The organism is Pectobacterium sp. F1-1, assembly GCF_025643735.1.
GTDB classification, from domain to species: Bacteria; Pseudomonadota; Gammaproteobacteria; order Enterobacterales; family Enterobacteriaceae; genus Pectobacterium; species Pectobacterium colocasium.
In genome coordinates this window covers 2,241,558-2,263,823 of the sequence record NZ_CP104733.1, presented here as the reverse complement: position 1 = coordinate 2,263,823, position 22,266 = coordinate 2,241,558, and the positions used below count along the sequence as shown (strand labels likewise).

Annotated in this window: 19 protein-coding genes and 2 pseudogenes; 7 read left to right on the top strand and 14 right to left on the bottom strand. The window is 54.9% G+C overall.

Annotated features, from left to right (window positions below; genetic code table 11):
- Positions 1–395: 395 nt before the first annotated feature.
- The gene (gene sdaA, locus NAL19_RS09940) at positions 396–1,760 is read left to right on the top strand and encodes an L-serine ammonia-lyase (protein WP_263059569.1); all 1,365 of its coding nucleotides are present in this window, start codon (positions 396–398) and stop codon (positions 1,758–1,760) included.
- A gap of 67 nt (positions 1,761–1,827) precedes the next feature.
- On the opposite strand, the gene NAL19_RS09935 is transcribed toward sdaA, so the two are convergent.
- Together NAL19_RS09935 and NAL19_RS09930 are read right to left on the bottom strand one after the other, a co-directional pair.
- Positions 1,828–2,103, bottom strand: a complete 276-nt coding sequence (locus NAL19_RS09935; RefSeq protein WP_263059568.1) for a DUF6966 domain-containing protein — start codon at positions 2,101–2,103, stop codon at positions 1,828–1,830.
- Between the two features lie 37 nt (positions 2,104–2,140).
- Positions 2,141–2,281 (bottom strand): annotated as a pseudogene (locus NAL19_RS09930) (hemolysin); the annotation flags it as partial.
- A 100-nt stretch (positions 2,282–2,381) separates the two neighbouring features.
- Between NAL19_RS09930 and NAL19_RS09925 the strand changes: the two are divergent.
- A complete protein-coding gene (locus NAL19_RS09925; protein ID WP_263059566.1) occupies positions 2,382–2,519 on the top strand; it encodes a type I toxin-antitoxin system SymE family toxin in 138 nt (45 codons plus the stop codon).
- A gap of 45 nt (positions 2,520–2,564) precedes the next feature.
- Here the strand turns inward: NAL19_RS09925 and NAL19_RS09920 are convergent, their stop codons facing one another.
- Positions 2,565–3,038, bottom strand: a complete 474-nt coding sequence (locus NAL19_RS09920; protein WP_263059565.1) for a hypothetical protein — start codon at positions 3,036–3,038, stop codon at positions 2,565–2,567.
- Entirely contained in the window at positions 3,035–5,263 is a 2,229-nt protein-coding gene (locus NAL19_RS09915) for a VENN motif pre-toxin domain-containing protein (RefSeq protein ID WP_317630314.1), read from the bottom strand. The genes NAL19_RS09920 and NAL19_RS09915 overlap by 4 nt, the downstream gene beginning before the upstream one ends.
- Between NAL19_RS09915 and NAL19_RS09910 the strand changes: the two genes are divergently transcribed.
- On the top strand, positions 5,246–5,485 hold the full coding sequence (locus tag NAL19_RS09910) for a type I toxin-antitoxin system SymE family toxin (RefSeq protein ID WP_263059564.1): 240 nt from the start codon (positions 5,246–5,248) through the stop codon (positions 5,483–5,485). The two genes, NAL19_RS09915 and NAL19_RS09910, sit on opposite strands and share 18 nt — an antisense overlap.
- Positions 5,486–5,525: 40 nt before the next feature.
- Here NAL19_RS09910 and NAL19_RS09905 read toward each other — a convergent pair whose 3' ends face one another.
- Positions 5,526–5,969 carry a hypothetical protein gene (locus NAL19_RS09905; protein WP_263059563.1) on the bottom strand — a complete coding sequence of 148 codons (444 nt, stop codon included), beginning with the start codon at positions 5,967–5,969 and terminating at the stop codon, positions 5,526–5,528.
- Between NAL19_RS09905 and NAL19_RS09900 the strand changes: the two genes are divergently transcribed.
- Positions 5,968–6,662, top strand: a protein-coding gene (locus tag NAL19_RS09900; RefSeq protein ID WP_263058019.1) for an IS1 family transposase whose coding sequence is annotated in 2 segments (ribosomal slippage) — positions 5,968–6,214 and positions 6,214–6,662 — 696 coding nt in all. Because the reading frame shifts where the segments join, the coding sequence is not laid out codon by codon here. The genes NAL19_RS09905 and NAL19_RS09900 overlap by 2 nt on opposite strands.
- A 9-nt stretch (positions 6,663–6,671) precedes the next feature.
- On the opposite strand, the gene NAL19_RS09895 is transcribed toward NAL19_RS09900, so the two are convergent.
- Positions 6,672–8,690, bottom strand: a complete 2,019-nt coding sequence (locus NAL19_RS09895; RefSeq protein WP_317630313.1) for a VENN motif pre-toxin domain-containing protein — start codon at positions 8,688–8,690, stop codon at positions 6,672–6,674.
- Here NAL19_RS09895 and NAL19_RS09890 point away from each other — a divergent pair.
- Complete coding sequence (locus NAL19_RS09890; RefSeq protein ID WP_225084761.1) at positions 8,673–8,909, top strand: SymE family type I addiction module toxin; 237 nt, start codon at positions 8,673–8,675, stop codon at positions 8,907–8,909. The genes NAL19_RS09895 and NAL19_RS09890 overlap by 18 nt on opposite strands.
- Positions 8,910–8,985: 76 nt before the next feature.
- On the opposite strand, the gene NAL19_RS09885 is transcribed toward NAL19_RS09890, so the two are convergent.
- The 4 genes and pseudogenes from NAL19_RS09885 to NAL19_RS09870 form a co-directional block, all read right to left on the bottom strand.
- Positions 8,986–9,360, bottom strand: coding sequence for a hypothetical protein (locus NAL19_RS09885; RefSeq protein WP_103860613.1), 375 nt, complete (start codon positions 9,358–9,360; stop codon positions 8,986–8,988).
- A pseudogene (locus NAL19_RS09880) lies at positions 9,360–10,082 on the bottom strand (type IV secretion protein Rhs); the annotation flags it as partial. The pseudogene NAL19_RS09880 and the gene NAL19_RS09885, both read right to left, overlap by 1 nt.
- A gap of 917 nt (positions 10,083–10,999) precedes the next feature.
- Positions 11,000–12,109 (bottom strand): site-specific tyrosine recombinase XerC, encoded by a 1,110-nt coding sequence (gene xerC / locus NAL19_RS09875; protein WP_263057365.1) that lies wholly within the window; start codon positions 12,107–12,109, stop codon positions 11,000–11,002.
- Positions 12,096–15,347, bottom strand: coding sequence for a CHC2 zinc finger domain-containing protein (locus NAL19_RS09870; protein ID WP_263057366.1), 3,252 nt, complete (start codon positions 15,345–15,347; stop codon positions 12,096–12,098). Before NAL19_RS09870 ends, xerC (NAL19_RS09875) begins: the two co-directional genes overlap by 14 nt.
- 136 nt (positions 15,348–15,483) lie before the next feature.
- Here NAL19_RS09870 and NAL19_RS09865 point away from each other — a divergent pair, with 136 nt between their 5' ends.
- Entirely contained in the window at positions 15,484–15,840 is a 357-nt protein-coding gene (locus NAL19_RS09865; protein WP_306797792.1) for a helix-turn-helix domain-containing protein, read from the top strand.
- Positions 15,841–15,922: 82 nt separating this feature from the next.
- Positions 15,923–16,159 carry a type I toxin-antitoxin system SymE family toxin gene (locus NAL19_RS09860; RefSeq protein WP_263057367.1) on the top strand — a complete coding sequence of 79 codons (237 nt, stop codon included), beginning with the start codon at positions 15,923–15,925 and terminating at the stop codon, positions 16,157–16,159.
- Between the two features lie 48 nt (positions 16,160–16,207).
- On the opposite strand, the gene NAL19_RS09855 is transcribed toward NAL19_RS09860, so the two are convergent.
- From NAL19_RS09855 to NAL19_RS09840, 4 genes are all read right to left on the bottom strand, one after another.
- A complete protein-coding gene (locus NAL19_RS09855; RefSeq protein WP_263057368.1) occupies positions 16,208–16,519 on the bottom strand; it encodes a hypothetical protein in 312 nt (103 codons plus the stop codon).
- Positions 16,516–17,226 carry a hypothetical protein gene (locus tag NAL19_RS09850; RefSeq protein ID WP_263059561.1) on the bottom strand — a complete coding sequence of 237 codons (711 nt, stop codon included), beginning with the start codon at positions 17,224–17,226 and terminating at the stop codon, positions 16,516–16,518. Before NAL19_RS09850 ends, NAL19_RS09855 begins: the two co-directional genes overlap by 4 nt.
- 915 nt (positions 17,227–18,141) lie before the next feature.
- The gene (gene xerC, locus NAL19_RS09845; RefSeq protein WP_263059560.1) at positions 18,142–19,251 is read right to left on the bottom strand and encodes a site-specific tyrosine recombinase XerC; all 1,110 of its coding nucleotides are present in this window, start codon (positions 19,249–19,251) and stop codon (positions 18,142–18,144) included.
- 14 nt (positions 19,252–19,265) lie between these two features.
- The gene (locus NAL19_RS09840) at positions 19,266–22,265 is read right to left on the bottom strand and encodes a CHC2 zinc finger domain-containing protein (RefSeq protein ID WP_317630312.1); all 3,000 of its coding nucleotides are present in this window, start codon (positions 22,263–22,265) and stop codon (positions 19,266–19,268) included.
- Between the last annotated feature and the right edge of the window lies 1 nt (position 22,266).

Sequence of the window (22,266 nt, the reverse complement as noted above, 5' to 3'; positions counted from 1 at the left end):
ACTTAGGGCCGCATTCAGCGGCTTTCGGTTCTCGACTTCTTTTCCTTCACTAAATATCCCTAATTTAAAAGCGGACTTTTCGCTCACAAAGCATTCAGTGGTAGATTTTACAATGATTTAGCGCACATTTGAGATAAGTTAAATTGTGCAATGGCATAAGTTTATTTCATGCGAAAAAGAAAGCCACACGACATATTCCACACTACAATAGCGCGATTTAACGAGTTTTATTCTAATCTTTGGGTAGATATCCACTAAAATTCAGGTCATGTCTCGCCAGAACCGAAAACACCAGATAATTAGCTGTATAAATAGCTGATTGTAGTGAAGGGAGCGGATGCAGACGATCGGAAAATAGAGGGTGGATACCGCCCTGAGTCTTTGAGGAGTTTCGCGTGATAAGCGTTTTCGACATGTTTAAGATCGGTATTGGCCCCTCTAGCTCTCATACGGTTGGACCGATGAAAGCCGGTAAGCAATTTGTCGATGAATTGATCAATCAGAATTTACTGACCACAACGACGCGCATTGCCGTCGATGTGTACGGTTCACTGTCGCTAACGGGTAAAGGCCACCATACCGATATCGCCATCATTATGGGTCTGGCGGGCAACATGCCGGATACGGTTGATATTGATGCCATCCCTGGCTTTATCCGCGATGTTGAGCAACGCGAGCGCCTGCTGCTGGCTAATGGGCAGCATGAAGTCGATTTCCCACGCGAAGGCGGCATGGTTTTCCGCAGTGAAAATCTGCCATTGCACGAAAACGGCATGACCATCACCGCCTTTGCCGGTAATAAAGAAATTTATAGCAAAACCTATTACTCCATCGGCGGTGGTTTTATCGTCGATGAAGAGCATTTTGGCAAAGACACTGCCGCTGACGTCTCCGTTCCTTACACATTCCATTCCGCCAAAGAGATGCTGGAGCACTGTAAACAGAGCGGCCTGTCGCTTTCCGGGATGGTGATGCGTAACGAGCTGGCGCTGCACAGCCGTCAAGATATTGACGCGTACTTTGCCGATATTTGGCAGACCATGCGTGCCTGTATCGATCGCGGCATGAACACCGAAGGCGTGCTACCTGGCCCGTTGCGCGTACCACGTCGTGCCTCTGCGCTGCGTCGTATGCTGGTGTCTTCCGATAAGCTCTCCAACGACCCGATGAACGTGGTGGACTGGGTTAATATGTTCGCGCTGGCGGTGAATGAAGAAAACGCCGCAGGTGGCCGCGTGGTGACCGCGCCAACCAACGGCGCATGCGGCATCGTCCCTGCCGTTCTCGCTTATTACGACCACTTTATCGAACCGGTTAGCCCGACCATTTATATCCGCTATTTCCTCGCGGCAGGCGCGGTTGGCATTCTGTATAAAATGAACGCTTCCATCTCCGGTGCCGAAGTGGGCTGTCAGGGTGAAGTCGGCGTGGCCTGCTCAATGGCAGCCGCTGGGCTGGCAGAACTGATGGGCGCCAGCCCAGAACAGGTTTGCGTCGCCGCTGAGATCGGCATGGAACACAATCTGGGCTTAACTTGCGATCCGGTTGCTGGTCAGGTTCAGGTTCCGTGCATCGAACGTAATGCCATAGCTTCCGTCAAGGCGATTAACGCCGCTCGCATGGCAACCCGCCGCACCAGCGAACCTCGCGTTTCGTTGGATAAGGTGATTGAAACCATGTACGAAACGGGTAAAGACATGAACGCCAAATACCGCGAAACTTCACGAGGCGGGCTGGCGATCAAAGTACAGTGTGATTGATTCGTTCTCATCACAGCCTTTGCCGTAGTTAACAAAAAGCCCCGTCAAATTGGCGGGGCTTTTTGTATTAGCGAGACATGGTTAACATATAAAGGCGAGTTCGCAATTCAGCAAAGGTGTCATTTTCTGCTTTCAGCATCTGCCCATTTTTACATAAAACGAGATCATTCAACGATCCCATCCCGCCATACAAATTAAGAATGCTATAAATCGCATCCTGTCGATCCTCATCCAAGTAAGCACGCAGTCGCAACAACATTCCCGACCAGTCATTCATGTCGCAATCTGCTAATAAAAATGCCATCTCATTCAATACGACTTTTATTTCAACCAATTTTGTCATTTTAAAAACTCGTTATACATGACTTCAACGCCCGTACTTCCGTGCGCACGATATCCATCATCTGCGCGCCGATTTCACCAATCAGCTGCGCTTGTTTCAGGCGTTTCTGCTCTTTCTCTTTGTTAAAGATCGGGCTGAGCGCGTTGTTCGCGTGCTCAACGTCACGGCTCAGCGTAGTGATATCCTGCACCTGTTTCACCGTATCCCACAACAACAACGTGCCGTAGCAGTACGACTGCTCTGGCTACGTCAGCCGTCGCCACGCAGATCGCAACGATATGACCCGCTATTACAACCGCAGCCCCAGCCTGCACCTTACCGGCCACTGGCTGGAAGCGGCGGGATTTGGGACAGATACGCCGGTGATTGTCACCGTTGAACACGGTCAACTGCTGATACGTATTGTGGCTGAGTGACAGATAACAAAAATCCCGGCCTTTTTAGGAGCCGGGATTCGTCATTTATAATGACTGATACTTAATACCTTCGTCATGTTCATATGATGATGGTAAAGAGTTAAAGATATTTATTTCATCCCCAAAATTTACAATAATTAAATTTAAATCACCTTCGAAAACAAATTTCATTCCCACGAAAGCATCTTCAACAGAAGAGAATATCGAGTAAATCTCTAACAACCGCTTCCCAATATAATCAATGAATAATGTAATATTCGACAGATCCATAATTATTTCTTTACCATATTCGCCGAGATCACTTTCCTGAATAGGCGAGTCCGTAAGCTCAAGTGATGATCCATCTTTATTGCACATGAAGCTAAACAACTTCTCTGTATTAGAAAAAATAAACTGCAATTTTTGAGGGTGATAAAAATCAGGTTTATCAAAAACATAAATCAGCCCCCTAACATCTAAAAGATGCTCATCAATAACACTACTGGCCCATTTTTGATATTGCCCTAAAGATTTAATCATTTAGGATCTCCCTTTAGTGCATTTTTCACAGATGTATTATTAACTCCGTCTTTCAAAACAGTGACAAAACTGCCATCCGGTTTGGTAACAACAACATCGTTTCCCTTTACTCTAAAGAATACGTCTCCACGACTGGCACCATTACCAACACCTTGTCCTGCAAATTTACCGGCGACAACTTTATCAGGCTTAGAACCGATATCATTTATAATATCCAATACACGCTGCCTGTCTGCCGCATTCGATGCATTACCACCGAAATCTTCAACATGTTTTCCGAGTTTTTTACCCAATTGCGCATTGGTAACTGAAAATGCAGCGTTAGAACCGACTCCCGAGCTAGGTAAAGATATATTTCCAGGACTTGGTAAATACCCAGATATTTCATCACTAGCTTTATTAATCAGCTTCGACGCTTCGGCAACATCTCCTTTCTTCAGCGCCACTTCTGCTGCTTTAATCGCTTTACCCGCAGCATCACCTGCAATCGGAATTAATCCAACCATTGCTGCCAGATAATCAATAGCACTCTGCGCTTCCGCAAAGCCTTTGATATCGCCCACAACCGGTACAAAGTCTAAACCAAAACTAGTAGCACCTTTCAGCAACTCATCCCGATGCTCACTTATCTTCGCCGAACACGCTTCCGCACTTAACCCTGAACAATTCTGAGCTTTGAATTCTTCAACAGCAGCAATGAGTTGTTTCTGCGCGTTCTGATACTTCTCTTCCTGCGATATACCGGATACTTTATTCTCAATAATGTCGCTCAGAGCGTTATTCTCCACCGCATTACGCCCGGACTGTGCGCCGCTGGCGGCGGAAGCCGTGCTGTTGCTCGCCAGACCAGACAAGAGCCCGGAGGCCAGCGTGGAAAGCGCGCTGACCGACTGCTTTTCCGCTTCCGTCAGGTCGTTTGCCGTCTTGCCCGGGTATTGTTCCGCCATAATCGCACGGGCAGCCAGTTCACCGCTGGAGGCACCGATGGCCCCCGCGGCTGCATCCTGACCCGACAACTGGGCAACTACAGCCCCCACCACTGCGTGCGCCATCGCGTTCGCCGCGATATCCGACGCCGTGATTTTGCTTTCGTCCTTCGGTAGCGTGACGTCCTTCACCAGCTGTGCCAGATACGGTGATGCCCCGCTGGCTATCGCTTTCTGGATATCCCCGCCCGCCAGTGCCTGAATCGCCGCCGTCGCCGCCTGTGCCGCACGCTGGAAGTCGCTGCCCGTGCCGTATTTCTGCATCTCGGCCTTGTAGGTCGGCGATTCCGTCAGCGCCTTTTTATAGACTTCCCATTCCTGCGCCGAATCACCGTCCTGCGGACGTTTGACGGTGGTGGCATCGCCTTTAGCCTCCGCGGCTTTCTGTGCTTTCAGCTCGCCTTCCGTGCGCACGATATCCATCACCTGCGCGCCGATTTCACCAATCAGCTGCGCCTGTTTCAGGCGTTTTTGCTCTTTCTCTTTGTTAAAGATCGGGCTGAGCGCATTGTTCGCGTGCTCAACGTCACGGCTCAGCGTAGTGATATCCTGCACCTGTTTCGCCGTATCCCGCAACAACAATGTGCCGTCGCTCACTGCCGCATAGGTGGTGCTGGACGCATTGCCGCGGCTCCCCAGCGACATCAGCGCCGACGGCACGTTCATCGCCAGCGTCGAGAGCATACTGCCGTTCAGGGACGGGCTGGCACTGAACCCGGCGCCGCTGTGCTCCACCTTGAATTCGGCTTTGTTATCTAACCCGCTCCAGCCCAGCGTCCCCGTGTCCAGCCGGTTTTTCTCGGCGCTGGCAGTGGAGCCAATGACCGCAGCGTCAAGCTGGGTATGTTCACCGGTCTTTATACCAAAGCCGTATTTACCCGCAAAGAGCCCGGTCTGCTGCTGCACGCTGTCATAATTGCTGTGCATCCTGTCTTTGCTGAGGCTGATATAGCCGCTGCCACCTCCGCCGCCCCAGGTAAAGCTGCCGCCCGCCGACCCGCTAACCTGTTTAGAATCATAACGCTCGCTGTCCTGCTGACTTTGCAGCAGCAGGTTACGTCCGGCATCAACATCAATGCGCTCGCCGTTCACCTGCGCGCCAGTCAGCCGCGTGTCGCGCTCGCTTTTCAGCGTGACGTGGTTACCCGCATCCACCGTGGTTTCTGACCAGCTATTGCCCGAACCGGTTTCCCGACCTTTCGCCGCATTGAGGTAGTTACTATGGCTAAGCAGCATCATAAGTCAGAACCCGACACACCCCAAGCATTACGACACCTGAAGGTCGGCTATGTCAGCCGTCGCCACGCCGACCGCAACGATATAACGCGCTATTACAGCCGCAGCCCCAGCCTGCACCTTACCGGCCACTGGCTGGAAGCCGCAGGATTTGGGACGGATACGCCGGTGACTGTCACCGTTGAGCACGGGCGGCTGGTGATTGAGACTGAGCTACGGTTATGACCGATAAATACAACGATCCCGGCGCGGGGCCGGGATTGTTCTAATTATTCAGCGAGTAAGCTTTTGAAAAATCATTATACGTTTCATGAAGATGATAAAATTTTGCATCAGGATCATCTTTCAGCTCTTCGTATCTTTCCATTAGCTTTTTGAATAAACCTTCTGGTACAGGGTAAGGATCTGTCTCATTTTTTGCACAGTAAAAATAGAACAGCGCCTTTTCAAGCTCTGCAATTGTTATATTGTCTGCATTACCTGTTAAATACTCAAAGGCATAAGACCACTGCTCTGACAACAATAAAAAATTTAGGGCCGAACCTTTAATAAAAACACCATCGATATTATTTGAATTAAGTATTTTTTTACAAAATAACAGACAACACCCCTGGTCTTTAACTAATAAATCACTGAGGCACTCTAACGCGTCGGTGGTGCCTCTAATTAGTTGAATTGATATATAATGACCGCTTTGAGGTTTGCTCATGGCCAGCGTTAATGTTCATTGTCCTCGCTGTCAGTCTGTTCAGGTTTACCGTCATGGACAGAACCCTAAAGGTCGTGACCGGTTTCGCTGTCGTGACTGTCACCGCGTGTTTCTGCTCACCTATACCTATGAAGCGCGTAAGCCCGGTGTCAAACAACAAATTACCGAAATGGCATTCAACGGCGCCGGCGTTCGTGATACAGCCAGAACACTGAAAATCGGTATTAACACCGTCATTCGCACGTTAAAAAACTCGCGCCGAAGCGAATAACTTCCTCTCCGGTCGCTCATGCCGATGTAGCACTTATCTGTGAGCTTGATGAGCAATGGAGCTTTGTCGGCAATAAAGCCCGGCAGCATTGGCTCTGGTATGCATACAACACCAAAACAGGTGGCGTTCTGGCTTACACGTTTGGACCGCGCACGGATAACACCTGCCGTGAACTTCTGGCTCTGCTGACGCCGTTTAACATCGGTATGATAACCAGCGATGACTGGGGCAGTTATGCCAGAGAACTCCCGAAAGATAAGCATCTGACAGGAAAAATCTTCACTCAGCGTATTGAGCGTAACAACCTGACACTGAGGACACGTATTAAACGTCTGGCCCGTAAAACAATCTGCTTCTCGCGTTCGATAGAATTGCATGAAAAAGTCATCGGGGCATTCATTGAAAAACACATGTTCTACTAATTGGACGCATTACCCTTTTCCACGCATGTATAGTTCAATCTTATCGACGGGTATTGTTGCATCACCTTTTACAGCAGTGATGTGATTTTTCCCATTAGCATCAGGAAGTTTTTTGACTTCAAAATTATTAGTAGCGGTGTTTTTTGCTGCCTGATTTTCTCCTTGTAAAATATCATCAAGTGCGGATTTTTCCGCTTTTGCAGTTGCAGACACCTCCTGCGATTTCGCTTTTCCTGCTCCTGACGATATTCTGTCAGTAATCCCGAAGATAACCGCAGCCAGCCCAGCCTTTGCAAGATTATCCTTATGCAATTGGGTATCATTGGCTACCGGTTCAAGCTGAGATATTGAGTAAGCTACCAGTGACCGACATTCCGCACTGCAATCCGGTGACGCCATCAGCGCTTTCAGCTTTTCCAGTTCGGCTTTCTGGTCATTGACCGAAATTCCGGTTGCCTGGGCCTGGGCCTGCTGCTCGGCATCCTTTTGCTTCAGTTCTTCACGGAGCTTTTCTTTTTCCTCTTCTGTCTTAGCTTTAGCGTACTTCTCAAGGAACGTCGTGATATCGGAACTACTGAGGAAGTTATTCTCCACCGCATTACGCCCGGACTGTGCGCCGCTGGCGGCAGACGCCGTGCTGTTGCTCGCCAGACCGGATATCAGCCCGGAGGCCAGCGTGGAAAGCGCGCTGACCGACTGCTTTTCTTCTTCCGTCAGGTCGTTTGCCGTCTTGCCGGGATATTGTGCGGCCATAATCGCACGGGCAGCCAGTTCACCGCTGGAGGCACCGATGGCCCCCGCGGCTGCATCCTGACCCGACAGCTGGGCGACCACCGCCCCCACCACCGCATGCGCCATCGCATTGGCTGCGATATCCGACGCCGTGATTTTGCTTTCGTCCTTCGGTAGCGTGACGTCTTTCACCAGTTGCGCCAGATACGGTGATGCCCCGCTGGCAATCGCTTTCTGAATGTCCCCACCCGCCAGTGCCTGAATCGCCGCCGTCGCCGCCTGTGCCGCGCGCTGGAAGTCGCTGCCCGTGCCGTATTTCTGCATCTCGGCTTTGTAGGTCGGTGATTCCGTCAGCGCCTTTTTATAGACTTCCCATTCCTGCGCCGAATCACCGTCCTGCGGACGTTTGACGGTGGCATCGCCTTTAGCCTCCGCGGCTTTCTGCGCCTTCAGCTCGCCTTCCGTGCGCACGATATCCATCACCTGCGCGCCAATCTCACCAATCAGCTGCGCCTGTTTCAGGCGTTTTTGCTCTTTCTCTTTGTTAAAGATCGGGTTGAGCGCGTTGTTCGCGTGCTCAACGTCACGGCTCAGCGTAGTGATATCCTGCACCTGCTTCGCCGTGTCCCGCAACAACAACGTGCCGTCGCTCACCGCCGCATAGGTGGTGCTGGACGCATTGCCGCGGCTACCCAGCGACATCAGCGCCGACGGCACATTCATCGCCAGCGTCGACAGCATACTGCCGTTCAGGGACGGGCTGGCGCTGAACCCGGCGCCGCTGTGCTCCACCTTGAACTCGGCTTTGTTGTTGAGCCCGCTCCAGCCCAGCGTCCCCGTGTCCAGCCGATTTTTCTCGGCGCTGGCGGTGGAGCCAATGACCGCGGCGTCAAGCTGGGTGTGCTCACCGGTTTTTATACCAAATCCTTCTTTACCCGCAAAGAGCCCGGTTTGCTGCTGCACGCTGTCATAATTGCTGTGCATCTTGTCTTTGCTGAGGCTGATATAGCCGCTACCGCCCCCGCCGCCCCAGGTAAAGCTGCCGCCCGCCGACCCGCTCACCTGTCTGGAATCATAACGCTCGCTGTCCTGCTGGCTTTGCAGCAGCAGATTACGTCCGGCATCAACATCAATGCGCTCGCCGTTCACCTGCGCGCCAGTCAGCCGCGTGTCGCGCTCGCTTTTCAGCGTGACGTGGTTACCCGCATCCACCGTGGTTTCTGACCAGCTGTTGCCCGTGCCGGTTTCCCGCCCTTTCGCCGCATTGAGGTAGTTACTATGGCTAAGCAGCATCATAAGTCAGAACCCGCCACACCCCAAGCATTACGACACCTGAAGGTCGGCTATGTCAGCCGTCGCCACGCAGACCGCAACGATATGACGCGCTATTACAGCCGCAGCCCCAGCCTGCACCTTACCGGCAACTGGCTCGAAGCGGCGGGATTTGGGACCGATACCCCGGTGATTGTCACCGTTGAACAGGGGCAACTGCTGATCCGTATTGTGACTGAATGACAGACAGGCAAAAAAAACCGGCCTTTTTAGGGGCCGGGATTTTTACGATTACTTTTATTGAGTCAGGTAAATTCTATTACTGCCCAAAATTTTTCCACGATAGCGCGTGCTTTTTTGATTCAGTATGGAGACAACTTTCAACTTCTTTCCACACAGACTCATTTTCATCGGTGGCTGTAACTAAAGATTCAATAAGACCAGTTGCTACCGCCGTTGCCAAATCATCATTATCTGACACTATTCCGGTTTCGATGTGCTGGAAAAAAATTGATTTATCTGACTGCTCTAATGAGGCTAATTGGCTCACTAGCGCTTTACCTACTAGCGAAAATAATAAAATTGTCGGCGGAGGATCTGGGTACCAATATTCGACACTCTTATTTACTTCATTTTTTATATATTCCGACTTCTGAGTAAAGATACTCAGATACTCATTAACATACTTATCCATCACTTCTTACCCTTAAGAGCATTTTGCATATCTTTCAGAACGTTTTCCGCCGCAGCTCTATCACTTGAAGAGGCTTGAGGATTTTTATTCAACCAATCTTGAAGAGCCTTGGAGTATGTTTGCGCTTTTTCAACATGCCCCCTTCCGCCAACTTTTTCGCCCGTAGCTAATTCATAGCGAACAGCATCCGCAGTACTTCCACTACCAACTTTGGCATTTGGCCTATATAAATCATTGATTATGTTTTTAAGATTATCATCCTTAACATTGGGCTTTTCCATTGATGCACGTAACGAATCCACATATTGTTCATACTGTGATCTGCTTTTAGGGTCTGATGAAGAATCATTATTACGGGCATTCTCTTCATCCTGAGGCTCCCAACCGCCCGGTGTACCTGATCCTGATCCGCCAAGCTCAACCTTCTGCTCGTTAGTCAGATCCTTACCAAGATTCGGATTGGAAGCATTGTCAGAACCGTACTTATCCTGAAGCGAGTTCAGATACTTCACGGTAATCTCATCATTACCCATCATGTTCAGTCTGATGAGATGATCCAGCTCTTCCGACGAGAGATTGTCCGCGATTTCCTTCGCTACAACACCGGTAATACCTGCTTTCACGCCGAGCTCAAGTAACTTTTCAGCAACCTTGGTTCGGCATGGTGCCGCTATCGCACATCCTTCAACCAGCGCTTTGCCGAAGAAGTTATTCTCAACAACAACGTTTTCCGGTGCGGACTCAGCCAGCGAACACCATTTTTCCCTGTACAGTCAGCCAGTTACAGCCGGTTTTTCCTGAAGCGTTTCGATAACAGCACACCCAAGCCCCGATACGCACTTTTTCATCCCGGCACGCTACCGCCCCGCCGTGACCTTACCGCCTGCAACCGCCACATCATAGCAGCAGCCCAAGTCGCTGCCAGTAGTCGTTTTGTTGTTGAACCGGGTTTATCGCGGCGCGAGCCGTTCCGCAGCTTGCCTGTGGGACGGTGAAGCGTCTGCCGGGTGCGGGCTGGCGAAGCCCGCAAGAGAACGGGTTAGCGGGGAGGCCCCCGGCGGGGGCCGCACGGGGCGGAGATGGCGAGCACGGGAACGAGCAAGGAGCCGGCGACTGCGAGCCGGGCGCAGCCAGTGCAGCGGGGTCGGGGCGGGGGCGAGGTAAAGCCCTTCAGCGCCGTGACGCAGGAACGGCTTCTGCTTTGATATTGACGTTGATGTTTGCTGAGGATTGACGCCGAAGCCTGCGCCGCCAGGGATGGCGGCCACTCCGTCAGAGCCAGGGAAGCACGCTGAGGTTTGCAGCAGAGGGCGAAGCCCTGTGCGCCACACCGCGCCACAGAGCCCAACCCCGGCGGCCAGCCGCACGCCTTTGCCGAGGAAGACCGCAGCGCGCCCATTAGCCGACCGGCGCCGACATAATGTTCGTTGCGCGTTGGCCGCGTTCAGCGGCTTTCGCGTAATGCCACATTATGTTGAATGACGAACGGCCAGCAACGTTAATGACAGAGAACGGCTTGGGTTAACGCTGGCCGGGCGACATTTACCGCCGGAGCGCTTAGCTGAACAAGGCAATAGGTGCGCCACGGATGGCGCAGCTTTTGCCCGACGCCGTACCCTGCGGCCTTGAAGAGAACGAGCTAACTTTTGTGACTGTCCGGCAACACAGGTATGTCGTGCGGCTCCGCTGTGTCCGCCTCCTCGTCCGCTATCAGGTCAGCCAGCAGCCCGGTTTCTTCTTCAGCCTCACGCTCTGCCGGGTGCGTACTCGCATGGACTGCGGATAACGCCCTGATGGAGACTTGCGTATAGAGTTGCGTGCTCTCCACGCTCGCATGACCTAACATCGCCTGTATCCACCGGATATCCGCGCCGTTCTCCAGCATCTGCGTCGCCATCGCATGCCGGAACAGGTGACAGCTTCCCCACGGCGCGAGTCCCGATGCCCGGATGTAGTGGCCGACCATGTGGGTGATGCCGTTCGCCGTCAGTCCCGCGATTCCATCCAGCGCCACGAACAGCGCGGTAATGTCCTGACTGACCAGCAGTTGCGGCCTCACCTGTTGCTGGTAGTGACTCAGCCAGCGCAGCGCCCGGTTTCCTATCGGGATAACCCGGTCTTTTCTTCCCTTGCCCTGCCTCACCGTCACCGTTTTACGGCTCCCGTCCACGCTGTAGACGTCCAGCTTTGCCACCTCACCCCGCCTCAGCCCCGTTGACCACAGCAGCTCCATCAGTGCACGGTCACGGATGCCCTGAAGCGTCGTCAGGTCGGGTAAGGCCAGTACCTGCTCCACGTCCTCCACGCTCAGTATCGTGCGCGGCAGTCGCTTTTCAAGTTTCGGCAGCTCCAGGTCGGCCGCCGGGTTCGCCAGTATCAGATGCTGTTTCGTCAGCCAGCTGAACCACACCTGCAACGGCTGTAACGCCGTGCGCTGGGTCCGGGTGGAGAGGGGTTCACCGTTGCTTTTGCGGTACTGGTACAGATGCCGCTGGTAGCGTTCAAGGATGGGGCGGGTTACGTCACGGACATAATGCACTCCCCGCTCTGCTGCCCACAGGATGAACCGGTACTGGTGATGCGTCTGCACCTTCAGCGTCGCCTCCGACCCGTTGCGCTCCCGACGCCACACCACGAACCGCAGCAGCAGCGCATACAGGCTCTTCGGGTCGCTGGCCGGACCGATGGGTTTACGGTAGACCTCATCCACCGTCAGCAGCGCACCCGACCGTGGTTTACGGTTGGCCATGCGTCACCACCTTGTTAGCATCGGAGGCGATGGCAGCAGCACGTTTTCTTTTTCCTCTTATTACCGTGTTTTCAGCAACCCCGACTGCTTCGGCGTCCAGCCCTTGTACTGTCTGGCCTGACGCCACTTTTTCACTGTCCGACCGACTACCGACCACACCCCGACTGGTGGCCGACTGAGCCGCTTCCAGACCCGACCGGTTATCGCTGCCCTCAACCACGCTATTTATCGGTGAACCCGCACTCACGGGCAGCACGATTTTACCCGCTTTCTTTTTTCCCTTTATTACTGCGTTTTCAGCAACCCCGGCCGCTTCGGCACCCAGCCCTTGTACTGTCTGGTCTGACGCTACTTTTTCACTCTCCGACCGACTACCGACCACACCCCGACCCGTGGTCGACCGATATTCATCTGACCCCGACCGGTTATCGTTGCTCTCGCTGGCCGGAACGGTTTCTTCCACGTCCAGTAACCCGCATAAGTGTGGCTGACCGCTGTCTTCGCCGTCCCACAGCAGGCCGTACTCATACGTCAGCCCGCGCCGGTAAAGCACAAGGTATTCCATTTCCAGCAGCCTTGAGAGATGCACTTTTAGCTGCGTATCACCCCAGCGCAGGGTTGCCCGGACATCCCGCCGTGAGAACCGAACCTCTTCCGCTTTCAGCGCCTGACGCACTGCGACATCCCGCACCATTTCACGCAACAACACCAGTAACTTCCGCGTCTGTGGCGGCATCTCGTCCAGCGTTCGCCCCAGTACCTCATGCGCCAGTTGATTGGCTAACGCGATATCACTCTGTGCCACCTCGATATACTCGATAACCGCGCCCCGATGCTCGACCCGTTTCACCGCTCGCTGGTACTGGTGCAGCAGCGCGATGCTTTGTATCAGCGTCAGGTATTTCATATGGTCGCGTCGGGTACGGGTTTTATCACTCAGGAACGTCAGCCGGTCAGCATACGGGTTCACCACCTTCAGTGGCCGCAGCAGCCGCTGCGCGTTCTGGTGCAACTTAGTCAGATACCCTTTCTCACTCGCGGCCAGCAGCCCTTCCAGCGTCTGCCCGTGTCGCTGCATCGCGTGTATCGCCTGCGTCTGTTCACGGCTCTCGTTGACCGTCAGCACCAGACAGCGGTTCAGCAGCTCTTCATCCACGTCGATAGCCGTGGTGGTCAGCATCAGCATTACCGGCCCTTGTACCTTGTACTCCCGTGTGACCAGTTCGCCGCTCTGCTCGTTCTTGCCGGTACTGGCGATTTTCAGCTCCCCGTCCGACTGCAACAGCTTCAGCGCATACGCCGCCTGCCGCACCCCTTCCTCTTCCGCGATAGCCAGTATCTTGTGTTGCAGCGAGGTTTCACCAAGGTAGTACAGGCTCTGCCCGGTCATCGCCGAGTACTGGATACGCTCTTCTTCCGGCATCAGCCCCAGCACCGCGTCCATCAGCGAGGATTTACCTGCAGCTGATGATGACTGGATAAGCACGGCCAGCGGTTTATCCAGCTTGCGCGACGTCGCCGCCAGATACCCCGTCAGCAGATTGGTTGATTCCCCCACCACGCCACAGGCTGCCAGGTCATTGACGATACGCTCGGTGAGATGGGGAGATTTGAGCAGCGCCAGCGCTGCCGCTTCGTCTTCCGCGCTGACCGTCACCGCCGCTGTAACATCCGACTGCACCGTAGATTGTCGCGCTTCATCCTGCTTCTGCTCCAGCATCAGCAGCACCCGACCGCATTCACGTTTGATGACCGAGGACTCACAGCCCAGTTCAACCGCCGCCGCACTGATATAGCCCTGACGATGACGTGAACTGTACATATCCAGTGAGTCCACATGGAACGTACCGGCACTCTCATCCCGCACCTGCACGTTCACCTTCATCACTTCCGCCACTCTGTTCTTCTGCCAGCCGCGCACCCGCCACACCCGTGGTCCGGCGCGTAACAGCAGCTCACCGGTATCCGTTTGTTCGCACGGCACCACATCAACCGCAGGTGCAGAGGCGGCTAAAGAAGAAGGATTTTCACCCACGTCAGACACCGGCGTTTCATGACTGAACACCACGCCGGGGACAACCCCTTTACCCATCCATTGTGCCTGCTCCAGCGCCAGCCCTAACGCCGCTTCAGGATTACCACTTTTCAGCGCATAGGCATTCGCATCCAGCCCCTGCGGGAACGGCACTCGCCACGCCTCGATACCGCTTTCCAGCAGGTCAGCGGCCACGGCTTCCGCACCCCGGTCGCCTGCCTCATCCCGGTCATAGGCGATTAACACCCGCTTGACCCCGTGGTACTGCAACGCCGCCAGATGCTCAGCGGTAAAACCGTTCGACCCGTAAGCCGTGGTCACATGGCGGAACCCCGCACACCAGAAGGTCATGGCGTCGATAAGCGCTTCGCACAGGATAATTTCAGACGAGGCTTTCAGCGCTTCCTCGTTCCATACCCCGGCCAGCGGTGACGGTAAGTAGAGGTGTTTGGGTGAGCCTTTCTTCACCGCGTAGTCCGCCGTGGTCCGGCGACCATACAACTGCAACACCCGCCCGCGCTGCGCCACGTTCGCCGATTCCGACCAGCCGATAACCGGCATCACCACACAGCCCCGGAAGTGGTCTTGTCGCGTACTCGCCCGCAATACCCCCAGCCCGGCCAGCCGCTCGCGCAGCCGTTTTCCCTCAAGGCTTGACGTCGACGGCAACAGCCCCGCGCTGCCGCCGATACCGTGATGCCCCGCGAACCCTAAGCGGAAGTGGCTTACCAGTTCAGGATGGTTCAGCCCGCGACTGACCAGCCACTGCTGCGCCTCCGGACTGTTCAACAAGTTATGGTGATAGAAGTCGATAACCTGATGCAGCAGCGCCTGACCGTCATCATCCAGGTCAGACAGCGGCGTCCGTGCCACTGGCGGCGAAGCCAGTACAGGGACGGCGGCTAAAGAAGACGGGGTTCCGGCCAGCTCCCGCAGCCGCACCAGCGTCTGCGGATAGGTCAGTTTCTCGGTGTGTTGCAGCCAGTCCAGCACCGACCCCGATGCCCCGCAGCCAAAGCAGTGATACAGGTTCTTTGACGGCGTAATGACACAGGACGGCGTTTTCTCCCGATGGAACGGACACAGACACACATAGCTGTCGTCACCCTGCTTTTTCAGTGCATGACCCTGACGTTGCGCCACGGTCAGCAATGACACCTCATGCTTGAGCTGCGCCAGTTCTGCCGGTGTCATTCGTCCCATTCCGTCGCTCCTGTAAAAAACACGTCAAGACCACACATATGTTTTAATATGGTACATCATGATGTATATTTAGCAAGTGCTGTTTTTTCGAGGGGGTAATATCATGCGCACGACATCTCACTGGTATCTGCTCACTATGTCATTACCTGTTCGGTTAAACGCATTACGTAAAAAGCTCGGCCTGTCCCAGCAGGCAATGGCTGATGCTGTCGGCCTGCATGTTAACAGCTGGAAGAAGTACGAGAGCGGACAGGCCATGCCGTCGCTGGATGCACTCAAGAAGATTGCAACCACGCTGCATGTCAGTACCGATTATTTGCTATTTGAAGAACATGAACGTGGCCCGAGTGACACGCTGACGCTTCAGTTTGAGGCCGTCAGTCAGTTACCCGAGAACGAGCAGGCGATTGTCAGGGAAGTGCTGGAGAGTCTGATTATCAAGTACCAGTCCCGCCGCTGGGACTCCGCCAGGAAGGCGGTTAAAGAAGAGTAGCATAGACAGGATTTAGCGCGTCACCGACGGGTTGCAGCCCATCAGCGACGCTCACCACAACAACTAGTTAGGAGTAGTTGATATGGCTAAGCAGCATCATAAGTCAGAACCCGCCACACCCCAAGCATTACGACACCTGAAGGTCGGCTATGTCAGCCGCCGTCACGCCGACCGCAATGACATGACGCGCTATTACAGCCGCAGCCCCAGCCTGCACCTTACCGGCAACTGGCTCGAAGCGGCGGGATTTGGCACCGATACCCCGGTGACTGTCACTGTTGAGCACGGTCAGTTGCTGATACGTATTGTGACTGAGTGACAGATAACAAAAATCCCGGCCTGTTTGTGAGGCCGGGATTTATAATGACTAATAGAAGTCGGGATCTATTCGTCCTTCCGCTTTCAGGATCTCAAGGAACCGTTTGTAGGCTGTTTCATCATACTCAAGAAGATCATCAAGGAGTTTTTCTTCTATCAAAGGTTTATAAAAAATACCTTGGTTAAAATAAATAAACTCACCTGATAAATCCGAGTCAACTATATCTATGCCATCTCCTAGCTTATAAGCAGACAAACCACCATTCCCCTTAGATAGACCATAGAAGTAAGTGTTGCCTCCAACCCAATAGACTGCATAAACATCAACGAGATATCCCCCTCGTTGAGTTATTATTTTCATTGTTTTTCCTTAAATGAAGCGCCTTGACGTTGTGGTGTGATAACTTTCATATCATAAGCCTTATTAGTCAATGAGTTATATTGATAATGAACTTCAATATTCCTACCATCTGGGAGTGTATGATTGACTGACATTTTCTGGAACCCTGCTGATGAAGGAAATTTAGGATCATTATTCAATCCCGTCAGTGGATATCCAGCCGATGGATTAGCCTTAACTCCATTCCATAATACTTGCTCATTCAGATCCCTCGGGAACGGATTCTGTATCCCCTTTGCTGTTGAGATAGATTCAGCCTTTCTGATTAATTCCTGTTGCTCTCTTGTCAGCGGCGATGCATTAGAACTTCCACCGATAGGTCTTTCAAGCGCTATACCAGATATAACTGCAGCCAATATCCCTTTGTTAATATTATCCTGATGTAATTGAGGGTTGTTAACCACTGGTTCGAGCTGAGAAATCGAGTAACTCACTAACTCCTGACATTGACCGACACAATCCGGTGAGGCAGCAAGCAACTTCAGTTTTTCCAGTTCCGCTTTTTGTTCCTTCAACGGGATACCGGTCGATAAGGCTTGATGCTGTTTATCTTTATCTAACTGGCTAAGTTCAGCTTTAAGTTGATCTCTTTCCTCATCCGTCTTCGCATTCGCATATTTTTCGGTGAACGTAGTGATATCCTTATCACTCAGATAGTTATTCTCCACAACAACGTTTTCCGGTGCGGACTCAGCCAGCGAACACCATTTTTCCCTGTACAGTCAGCCAGTTACAGCCGGTTTTTCCTGAAGCGTTTCGATAACAGCACACCCAAGCCCCGATACGCACTTTTTCATCCCGGCACGCTACCGCCCCGCCGTGACCTTACCGCCTGCAACCGCCACATCATAGCAGCAGCCCAAGTCGCTGCCAGTAGTCGTTTTGTTGTTGAACCGGGTTTATCGCGGCGCGAGCCGTTCCGCAGCTTGCCTGTGGGACGGTGAAGCGTCTGCCGGGTGCGGGCTGGCGAAGCCCGCAAGAGAACGGGTTAGCGGGGAGGCCCCCGGCGGGGGCCGCACGGGGCGGAGATGGCGAGCACGGCAACGAGCAAGGAGCCTGCGACTGCGAGCCGGGCACAGCCAGTGCAGCGGGGTTGGGGCGGGGGCGAGGTGAAGCCCTTCAGCGGAGGCAGCAGGCCGACAACCCTTGTTCTGTTGACGTTTTTTGAAGGCTGACGCCGGAGCCTGCGCCGCCAGGGAGGGCGGCCACACCGTCAGAGCCAGGGAAGCACGCTGAGGTTCGTAGCAGAGCGAGCTGGCGAGCTGTGCGCCACACCGCACCACAGAGCCGAACCCCGGCGGCCAGCCGCTCACCGATGCCGAAGCAGACCGCAGCGCGCCCTTGCGGTAGACGGCGCCGACATAATGTTCGTTACGCGTTGGCCGCGTTCAGCGGCTTTCGCGTAATGCCACATTATGTTGAATGACGAACGGCCAGCAACGTTAATGACAGAGAACGGCTTGGGTTAACGCTGGCCGGGCGACATTTACCGCCGGAGCGCTTAGCTGAACAAGGCAATAGGTGCGCCACGGATGGCGCAGCTTTTGCCCGACGCCGTACCCTGCGGCCTTGAAGAGAACGAGCTAACTTTTGTGACTGTCCGGCAACACAGGTATGTCGTGCGGCTCCGCTGTGTCCGCCTCCTCGTCCGCTATCAGGTCAGCCAGCAGCCCGGTTTCTTCTTCAGCCTCACGCTCTGCCGGGTGCGTACTCGCATGGACTGCGGATAACGCCCTGATGGAGACTTGCGTATAGATTTGCGTGCTCTCCACGCTCGCATGACCTAACATCGCCTGTATCCACCGGATATCCGCGCCGTTCTCCAGCATCTGCGTCGCCATCGCATGCCGGAACAGGTGACAGCTTCCCCACGGCGCGAGTCCCGATGCCCGGATGTAGTGGCCGACCATGTGGGTGATGCCGTTCGCCGTCAGTCCCGCGATTCCATCCAGCGCCACGAACAGCGCGGTAATGTCCTGACTGACCAGCAGTTGCGGCCTCACCTGTTGCTGGTAGTGACTCAGCCAGCGCAGCGCCCGGTTTCCTATCGGGATAACCCGGTCTTTTCTTCCCTTGCCCTGCCTCACCGTCACCGTTTTACGGCTCCCGTCCACGCTGTAGACGTCCAGCTTTGCCACCTCACCCCGCCTCAGCCCCGTTGACCACAGCAGCTCCATCAGCGCCCGGTCACGCTGCCCCTGAAGCGTCGTCAGGTCGGGCAACGCCAGCACCTGCTCCACATCCTCCACGCTCAGTATCGTGCGCGGCAGTCGCTTTTCAAGTTTCGGCAGCTCCAGGTCGGCCGCCGGGTTCGCCAGTATCAGATGCTGTTTCGTCAGCCAGCTGAACCACACCTGCAACGGCTGTAACGCCGTGCGCTGGGTCCGGGTGGAGAGGGGTTCACCGTTGCTTTTGCGGTACTGGTACAGATGCCGCTGGTAGCGTTCAAGGATGGGGCGGGTTACGTCACGGACATAATGCACTCCCCGCTCTGCTGCCCACAGGATGAACCGGTACTGGTGATGCGTCTGCACCTTCAGCGTCGCCTCCGACCCGTTGCGCTCCCGACGCCACACCACGAACCGCAGCAGCAGCGCATACAGGCTCTTCGGGTCGCTGGCCGGACCGATGGGTTTACGGTAGACCTCATCCACCGTCAGCAGCGCACCCGACCGTGGTTTACGGTTGGCCATGCGTCACCACCTTGTTAGCATCGGAGGCGATGGCAGCAGCACGTTTTCTTTTTTCCCTTTATTACTGCGTTTTCAGCAACCCCGGCCGCTTCGGCACCCAGCCCTTGTACTGTCTGGTCTGACGCTACTTTTTCACTCTCCGACCGACTACCGACCACACCCCGACCCGTGGTCGACCGATATTCATCTGACCCCGACCGGTTATCGTTGCTCTCGCTGGCCGGAACGGTTTCTTCCACGTCCAGTAACCCGCATAAGTGTGGCTGACCGCTGTCTTCGCCGTCCCACAGCAGGCCGTACTCATACGTCAGCCCGCGCCGGTAAAGCACAAGGTATTCCATTTCCAGCAGCCTTGAGAGATGCACTTTTAGCTGCGTATCACCCCAGCGCAGGGTTGCCCGGACATCCCGCCGTGAGAACCGAACCTCTTCCGCTTTCAGCGCCTGACGCACTGCGACATCCCGCACCATTTCACGCAACAACACCAGTAACTTCCGCGTCTGTGGCGGCATCTCGTCCAGCGTTCGCCCCAGTACCTCATGCGCCAGTTGATTGGCTAACGCGATATCACTCTGTGCCACCTCGATATACTCGATAACCGCGCCCCGATGCTCGACCCGTTTCACCGCTCGCTGGTACTGGTGCAGCAGCGCGATGCTTTGTATCAGCGTCAGGTATTTCATATGGTCGCGTCGGGTACGGGTTTTATCACTCAGGAACGTCAGCCGGTCAGCATACGGGTTCACCACCTTCAGTGGCCGCAGCAGCCGCTGCGCGTTCTGGTGCAACTTAGTCAGATACCCTTTCTCACTCGCGGCCAGCAGCCCTTCCAGCGTCTGCCCGTGTCGCTGCATCGCGTGTATCGCCTGCGTCTGTTCACGGCTCTCGTTGACCGTCAGCACCAGACAGCGGTTCAGCAGCTCTTCATCCACGTCGATAGCCGTGGTGGTCAGCATCAGCATTACCGGCCCTTGTACCTTGTACTCCCGTGTGACCAGTTCGCCGCTCTGCTCGTTCTTGCCGGTACTGGCGATTTTCAGCTCCCCGTCCGACTGCAACAGCTTCAGCGCATACGCCGCCTGCCGCACCCCTTCCTCTTCCGCGATAGCCAGTATCTTGTGTTGCAGCGAGGTTTCACCAAGGTAGTACAGGCTCTGCCCGGTCATCGCCGAGTACTGGATACGCTCTTCTTCCGGCATCAGCCCCAGCACCGCGTCCATCAGCGAGGATTTACCTGCAGCTGATGATGACTGGATAAGCACGGCCAGCGGTTTATCCAGCTTGCGCGACGTCGCCGCCAGATACCCCGTCAGCAGATTGGTTGATTCCCCCACCACGCCACAGGCTGCCAGGTCATTGACGATACGCTCGGTGAGATGGGGAGATTTGAGCAGCGCCAGCGCTGCCGCTTCGTCTTCCGCGCTGACCGTCACCGCCGCTGTAACATCCGACTGCACCGTAGATTGTCGCGCTTCATCCTGCTTCTGCTCCAGCATCAGCAGCACCCGACCGCATTCACGTTTGATGACCGAGGACTCACAGCCCAGTTCAACCGCCGCCGCACTGATATAGCCCTGACGATGACGTGAACTGTACATATCCAGTGAGTCCACATGGAACGTACCGGCACTCTCATCCCGCACCTGCACGTTCACCTTCATCACTTCCGCCACTCTGTTCTTCTGCCAGCCGCGCACCCGCCACACCCGTGGTCCGGCGCGTAACAGCAGCTCACCGGTATCCGTTTGTTCGCACGGCACCACATCAACCGCAGGTGCAGAGGCGGCTAAAGAAGAAGGATTTTCACCCACGTCAGACACCGGCGTTTCATGACTGAACACCACGCCGGGGACAACCCCTTTACCCATCCATTGTGCCTGCTCCAGCGCCAGCCCTAACGCCGCTTCAGGATTACCACTTTTCAGCGCATAGGCATTCGCATCCAGCCCCTGCGGGAACGGCACTCGCCACGCCTCGATACCGCTTTCCAGCAGGTCAGCGGCCACGGCTTCCGCACCCCGGTCGCCTGCCTCATCCCGGTCATAGGCGATTAACACCCGCTTGACCCCGTGGTACTGCAACGCCGCCAGATGCTCAGCGGTAAAACCGTTCGACCCGTAAGCCGTGGTCACATGGCGGAACCCCGCACACCAGAAGGTCATGGCGTCGATAAGCGCTTCGCACAGGATAATTTCAGACGAGGCTTTCAGCGCTTCCTCGTTCCATACCCCGGCCAGCGGTGACGGTAAGTAGAGGTGTTTGGGTGAGCCTTTCTTCACCGCGTAGTCCGCCGTGGTCCGGCGACCATACAACTGCAACACCCGCCCGCGCTGCGCCACGTTCGCCGATTCCGACCAGCCGATAACCGGCATCACCACACAGCCCCGGAAGTGGTCTTGTCGCGTACTCGCCCGCAATACCCCCAGCCCGGCCAGCCGCTCGCGCAGCCGTTTTCCCTCAAGGCTTGACGTCGACGGCAACAGCCCCGCGCTGCCGCCGATACCGTGATGCCCCGCGAACCCTAAGCGGAAGTGGCTTACCAGTTCAGGATGGTTCAGCCCGCGACTGACCAGCCACTGCTGCGCCTCCGGACTGTTCAACAAGTTATGGTGATAGAAGTCGATAACCTGATGCAGCAGCGCCTGACCGTCATCATCCAGGTCAGACAGCGGCGTCCGTGCCACTGGCGGCGAAGCCAGTACAGGGACGGCGGCTAAAGAAGACGGGGTTCCGGCCAGCTCCCGCAGCCGCACCAGCGTCTGCGGATAGGTCAGTTTCTCGGTGTGTTGCAGCCAGTCCAGCACCGACCCCGATGCCCCGCAGCCAAAGCAGTGATACAGGTTCTTTGACGGCGTAATGACACAGGACGGCGTTTTCTCCCGATGGAACGGACACAGACACACATAGCTGTCGTCACCCTGCTTTTTCAGTGCATGACCCTGACGTTGCGCCACGGTCAGCAATGACACCTCATGCTTGAGCTGCGCCAGTTCTGCCGGTGTCATTCGTCCCATT

What these genes read in the sequence shown, in the direction of transcription:
- NAL19_RS09935 (WP_263059568.1), bottom strand. Translation starts at nt 2,103, where the DNA reads ATGACAAAATTGGTTGAAATAAAAGTCGTATTGAATGAGATGGCATTT.
- NAL19_RS09925 (WP_263059566.1), top strand. Translation starts at nt 2,382, where the DNA reads ATGACCCGCTATTACAACCGCAGCCCCAGCCTGCACCTTACCGGCCAC.
- NAL19_RS09920 (WP_263059565.1), bottom strand. Translation starts at nt 3,038, where the DNA reads ATGATTAAATCTTTAGGGCAATATCAAAAATGGGCCAGTAGTGTTATT.
- NAL19_RS09910 (WP_263059564.1), top strand. Translation starts at nt 5,246, where the DNA reads ATGGCTAAGCAGCATCATAAGTCAGAACCCGACACACCCCAAGCATTA.
- NAL19_RS09915 (WP_317630314.1), bottom strand. Translation starts at nt 5,263, where the DNA reads ATGATGCTGCTTAGCCATAGTAACTACCTCAATGCGGCGAAAGGTCGG.
- NAL19_RS09905 (WP_263059563.1), bottom strand. Translation starts at nt 5,969, where the DNA reads ATGAGCAAACCTCAAAGCGGTCATTATATATCAATTCAACTAATTAGA.
- NAL19_RS09890 (WP_225084761.1), top strand. Translation starts at nt 8,673, where the DNA reads ATGGCTAAGCAGCATCATAAGTCAGAACCCGCCACACCCCAAGCATTA.
- NAL19_RS09895 (WP_317630313.1), bottom strand. Translation starts at nt 8,690, where the DNA reads ATGATGCTGCTTAGCCATAGTAACTACCTCAATGCGGCGAAAGGGCGG.
- NAL19_RS09885 (WP_103860613.1), bottom strand. Translation starts at nt 9,360, where the DNA reads ATGGATAAGTATGTTAATGAGTATCTGAGTATCTTTACTCAGAAGTCG.
- xerC (WP_263057365.1), bottom strand. Translation starts at nt 12,109, where the DNA reads ATGGCCAACCGTAAACCACGGTCGGGTGCGCTGCTGACGGTGGATGAG.
- NAL19_RS09870 (WP_263057366.1), bottom strand. Translation starts at nt 15,347, where the DNA reads ATGGGACGAATGACACCGGCAGAACTGGCGCAGCTCAAGCATGAGGTG.
- NAL19_RS09865 (WP_306797792.1), top strand. Translation starts at nt 15,484, where the DNA reads ATGTCATTACCTGTTCGGTTAAACGCATTACGTAAAAAGCTCGGCCTG.
- NAL19_RS09860 (WP_263057367.1), top strand. Translation starts at nt 15,923, where the DNA reads ATGGCTAAGCAGCATCATAAGTCAGAACCCGCCACACCCCAAGCATTA.
- NAL19_RS09855 (WP_263057368.1), bottom strand. Translation starts at nt 16,519, where the DNA reads ATGAAAATAATAACTCAACGAGGGGGATATCTCGTTGATGTTTATGCA.
- xerC (WP_263059560.1), bottom strand. Translation starts at nt 19,251, where the DNA reads ATGGCCAACCGTAAACCACGGTCGGGTGCGCTGCTGACGGTGGATGAG.
- NAL19_RS09840 (WP_317630312.1), bottom strand. Translation starts at nt 22,265, where the DNA reads ATGGGACGAATGACACCGGCAGAACTGGCGCAGCTCAAGCATGAGGTG.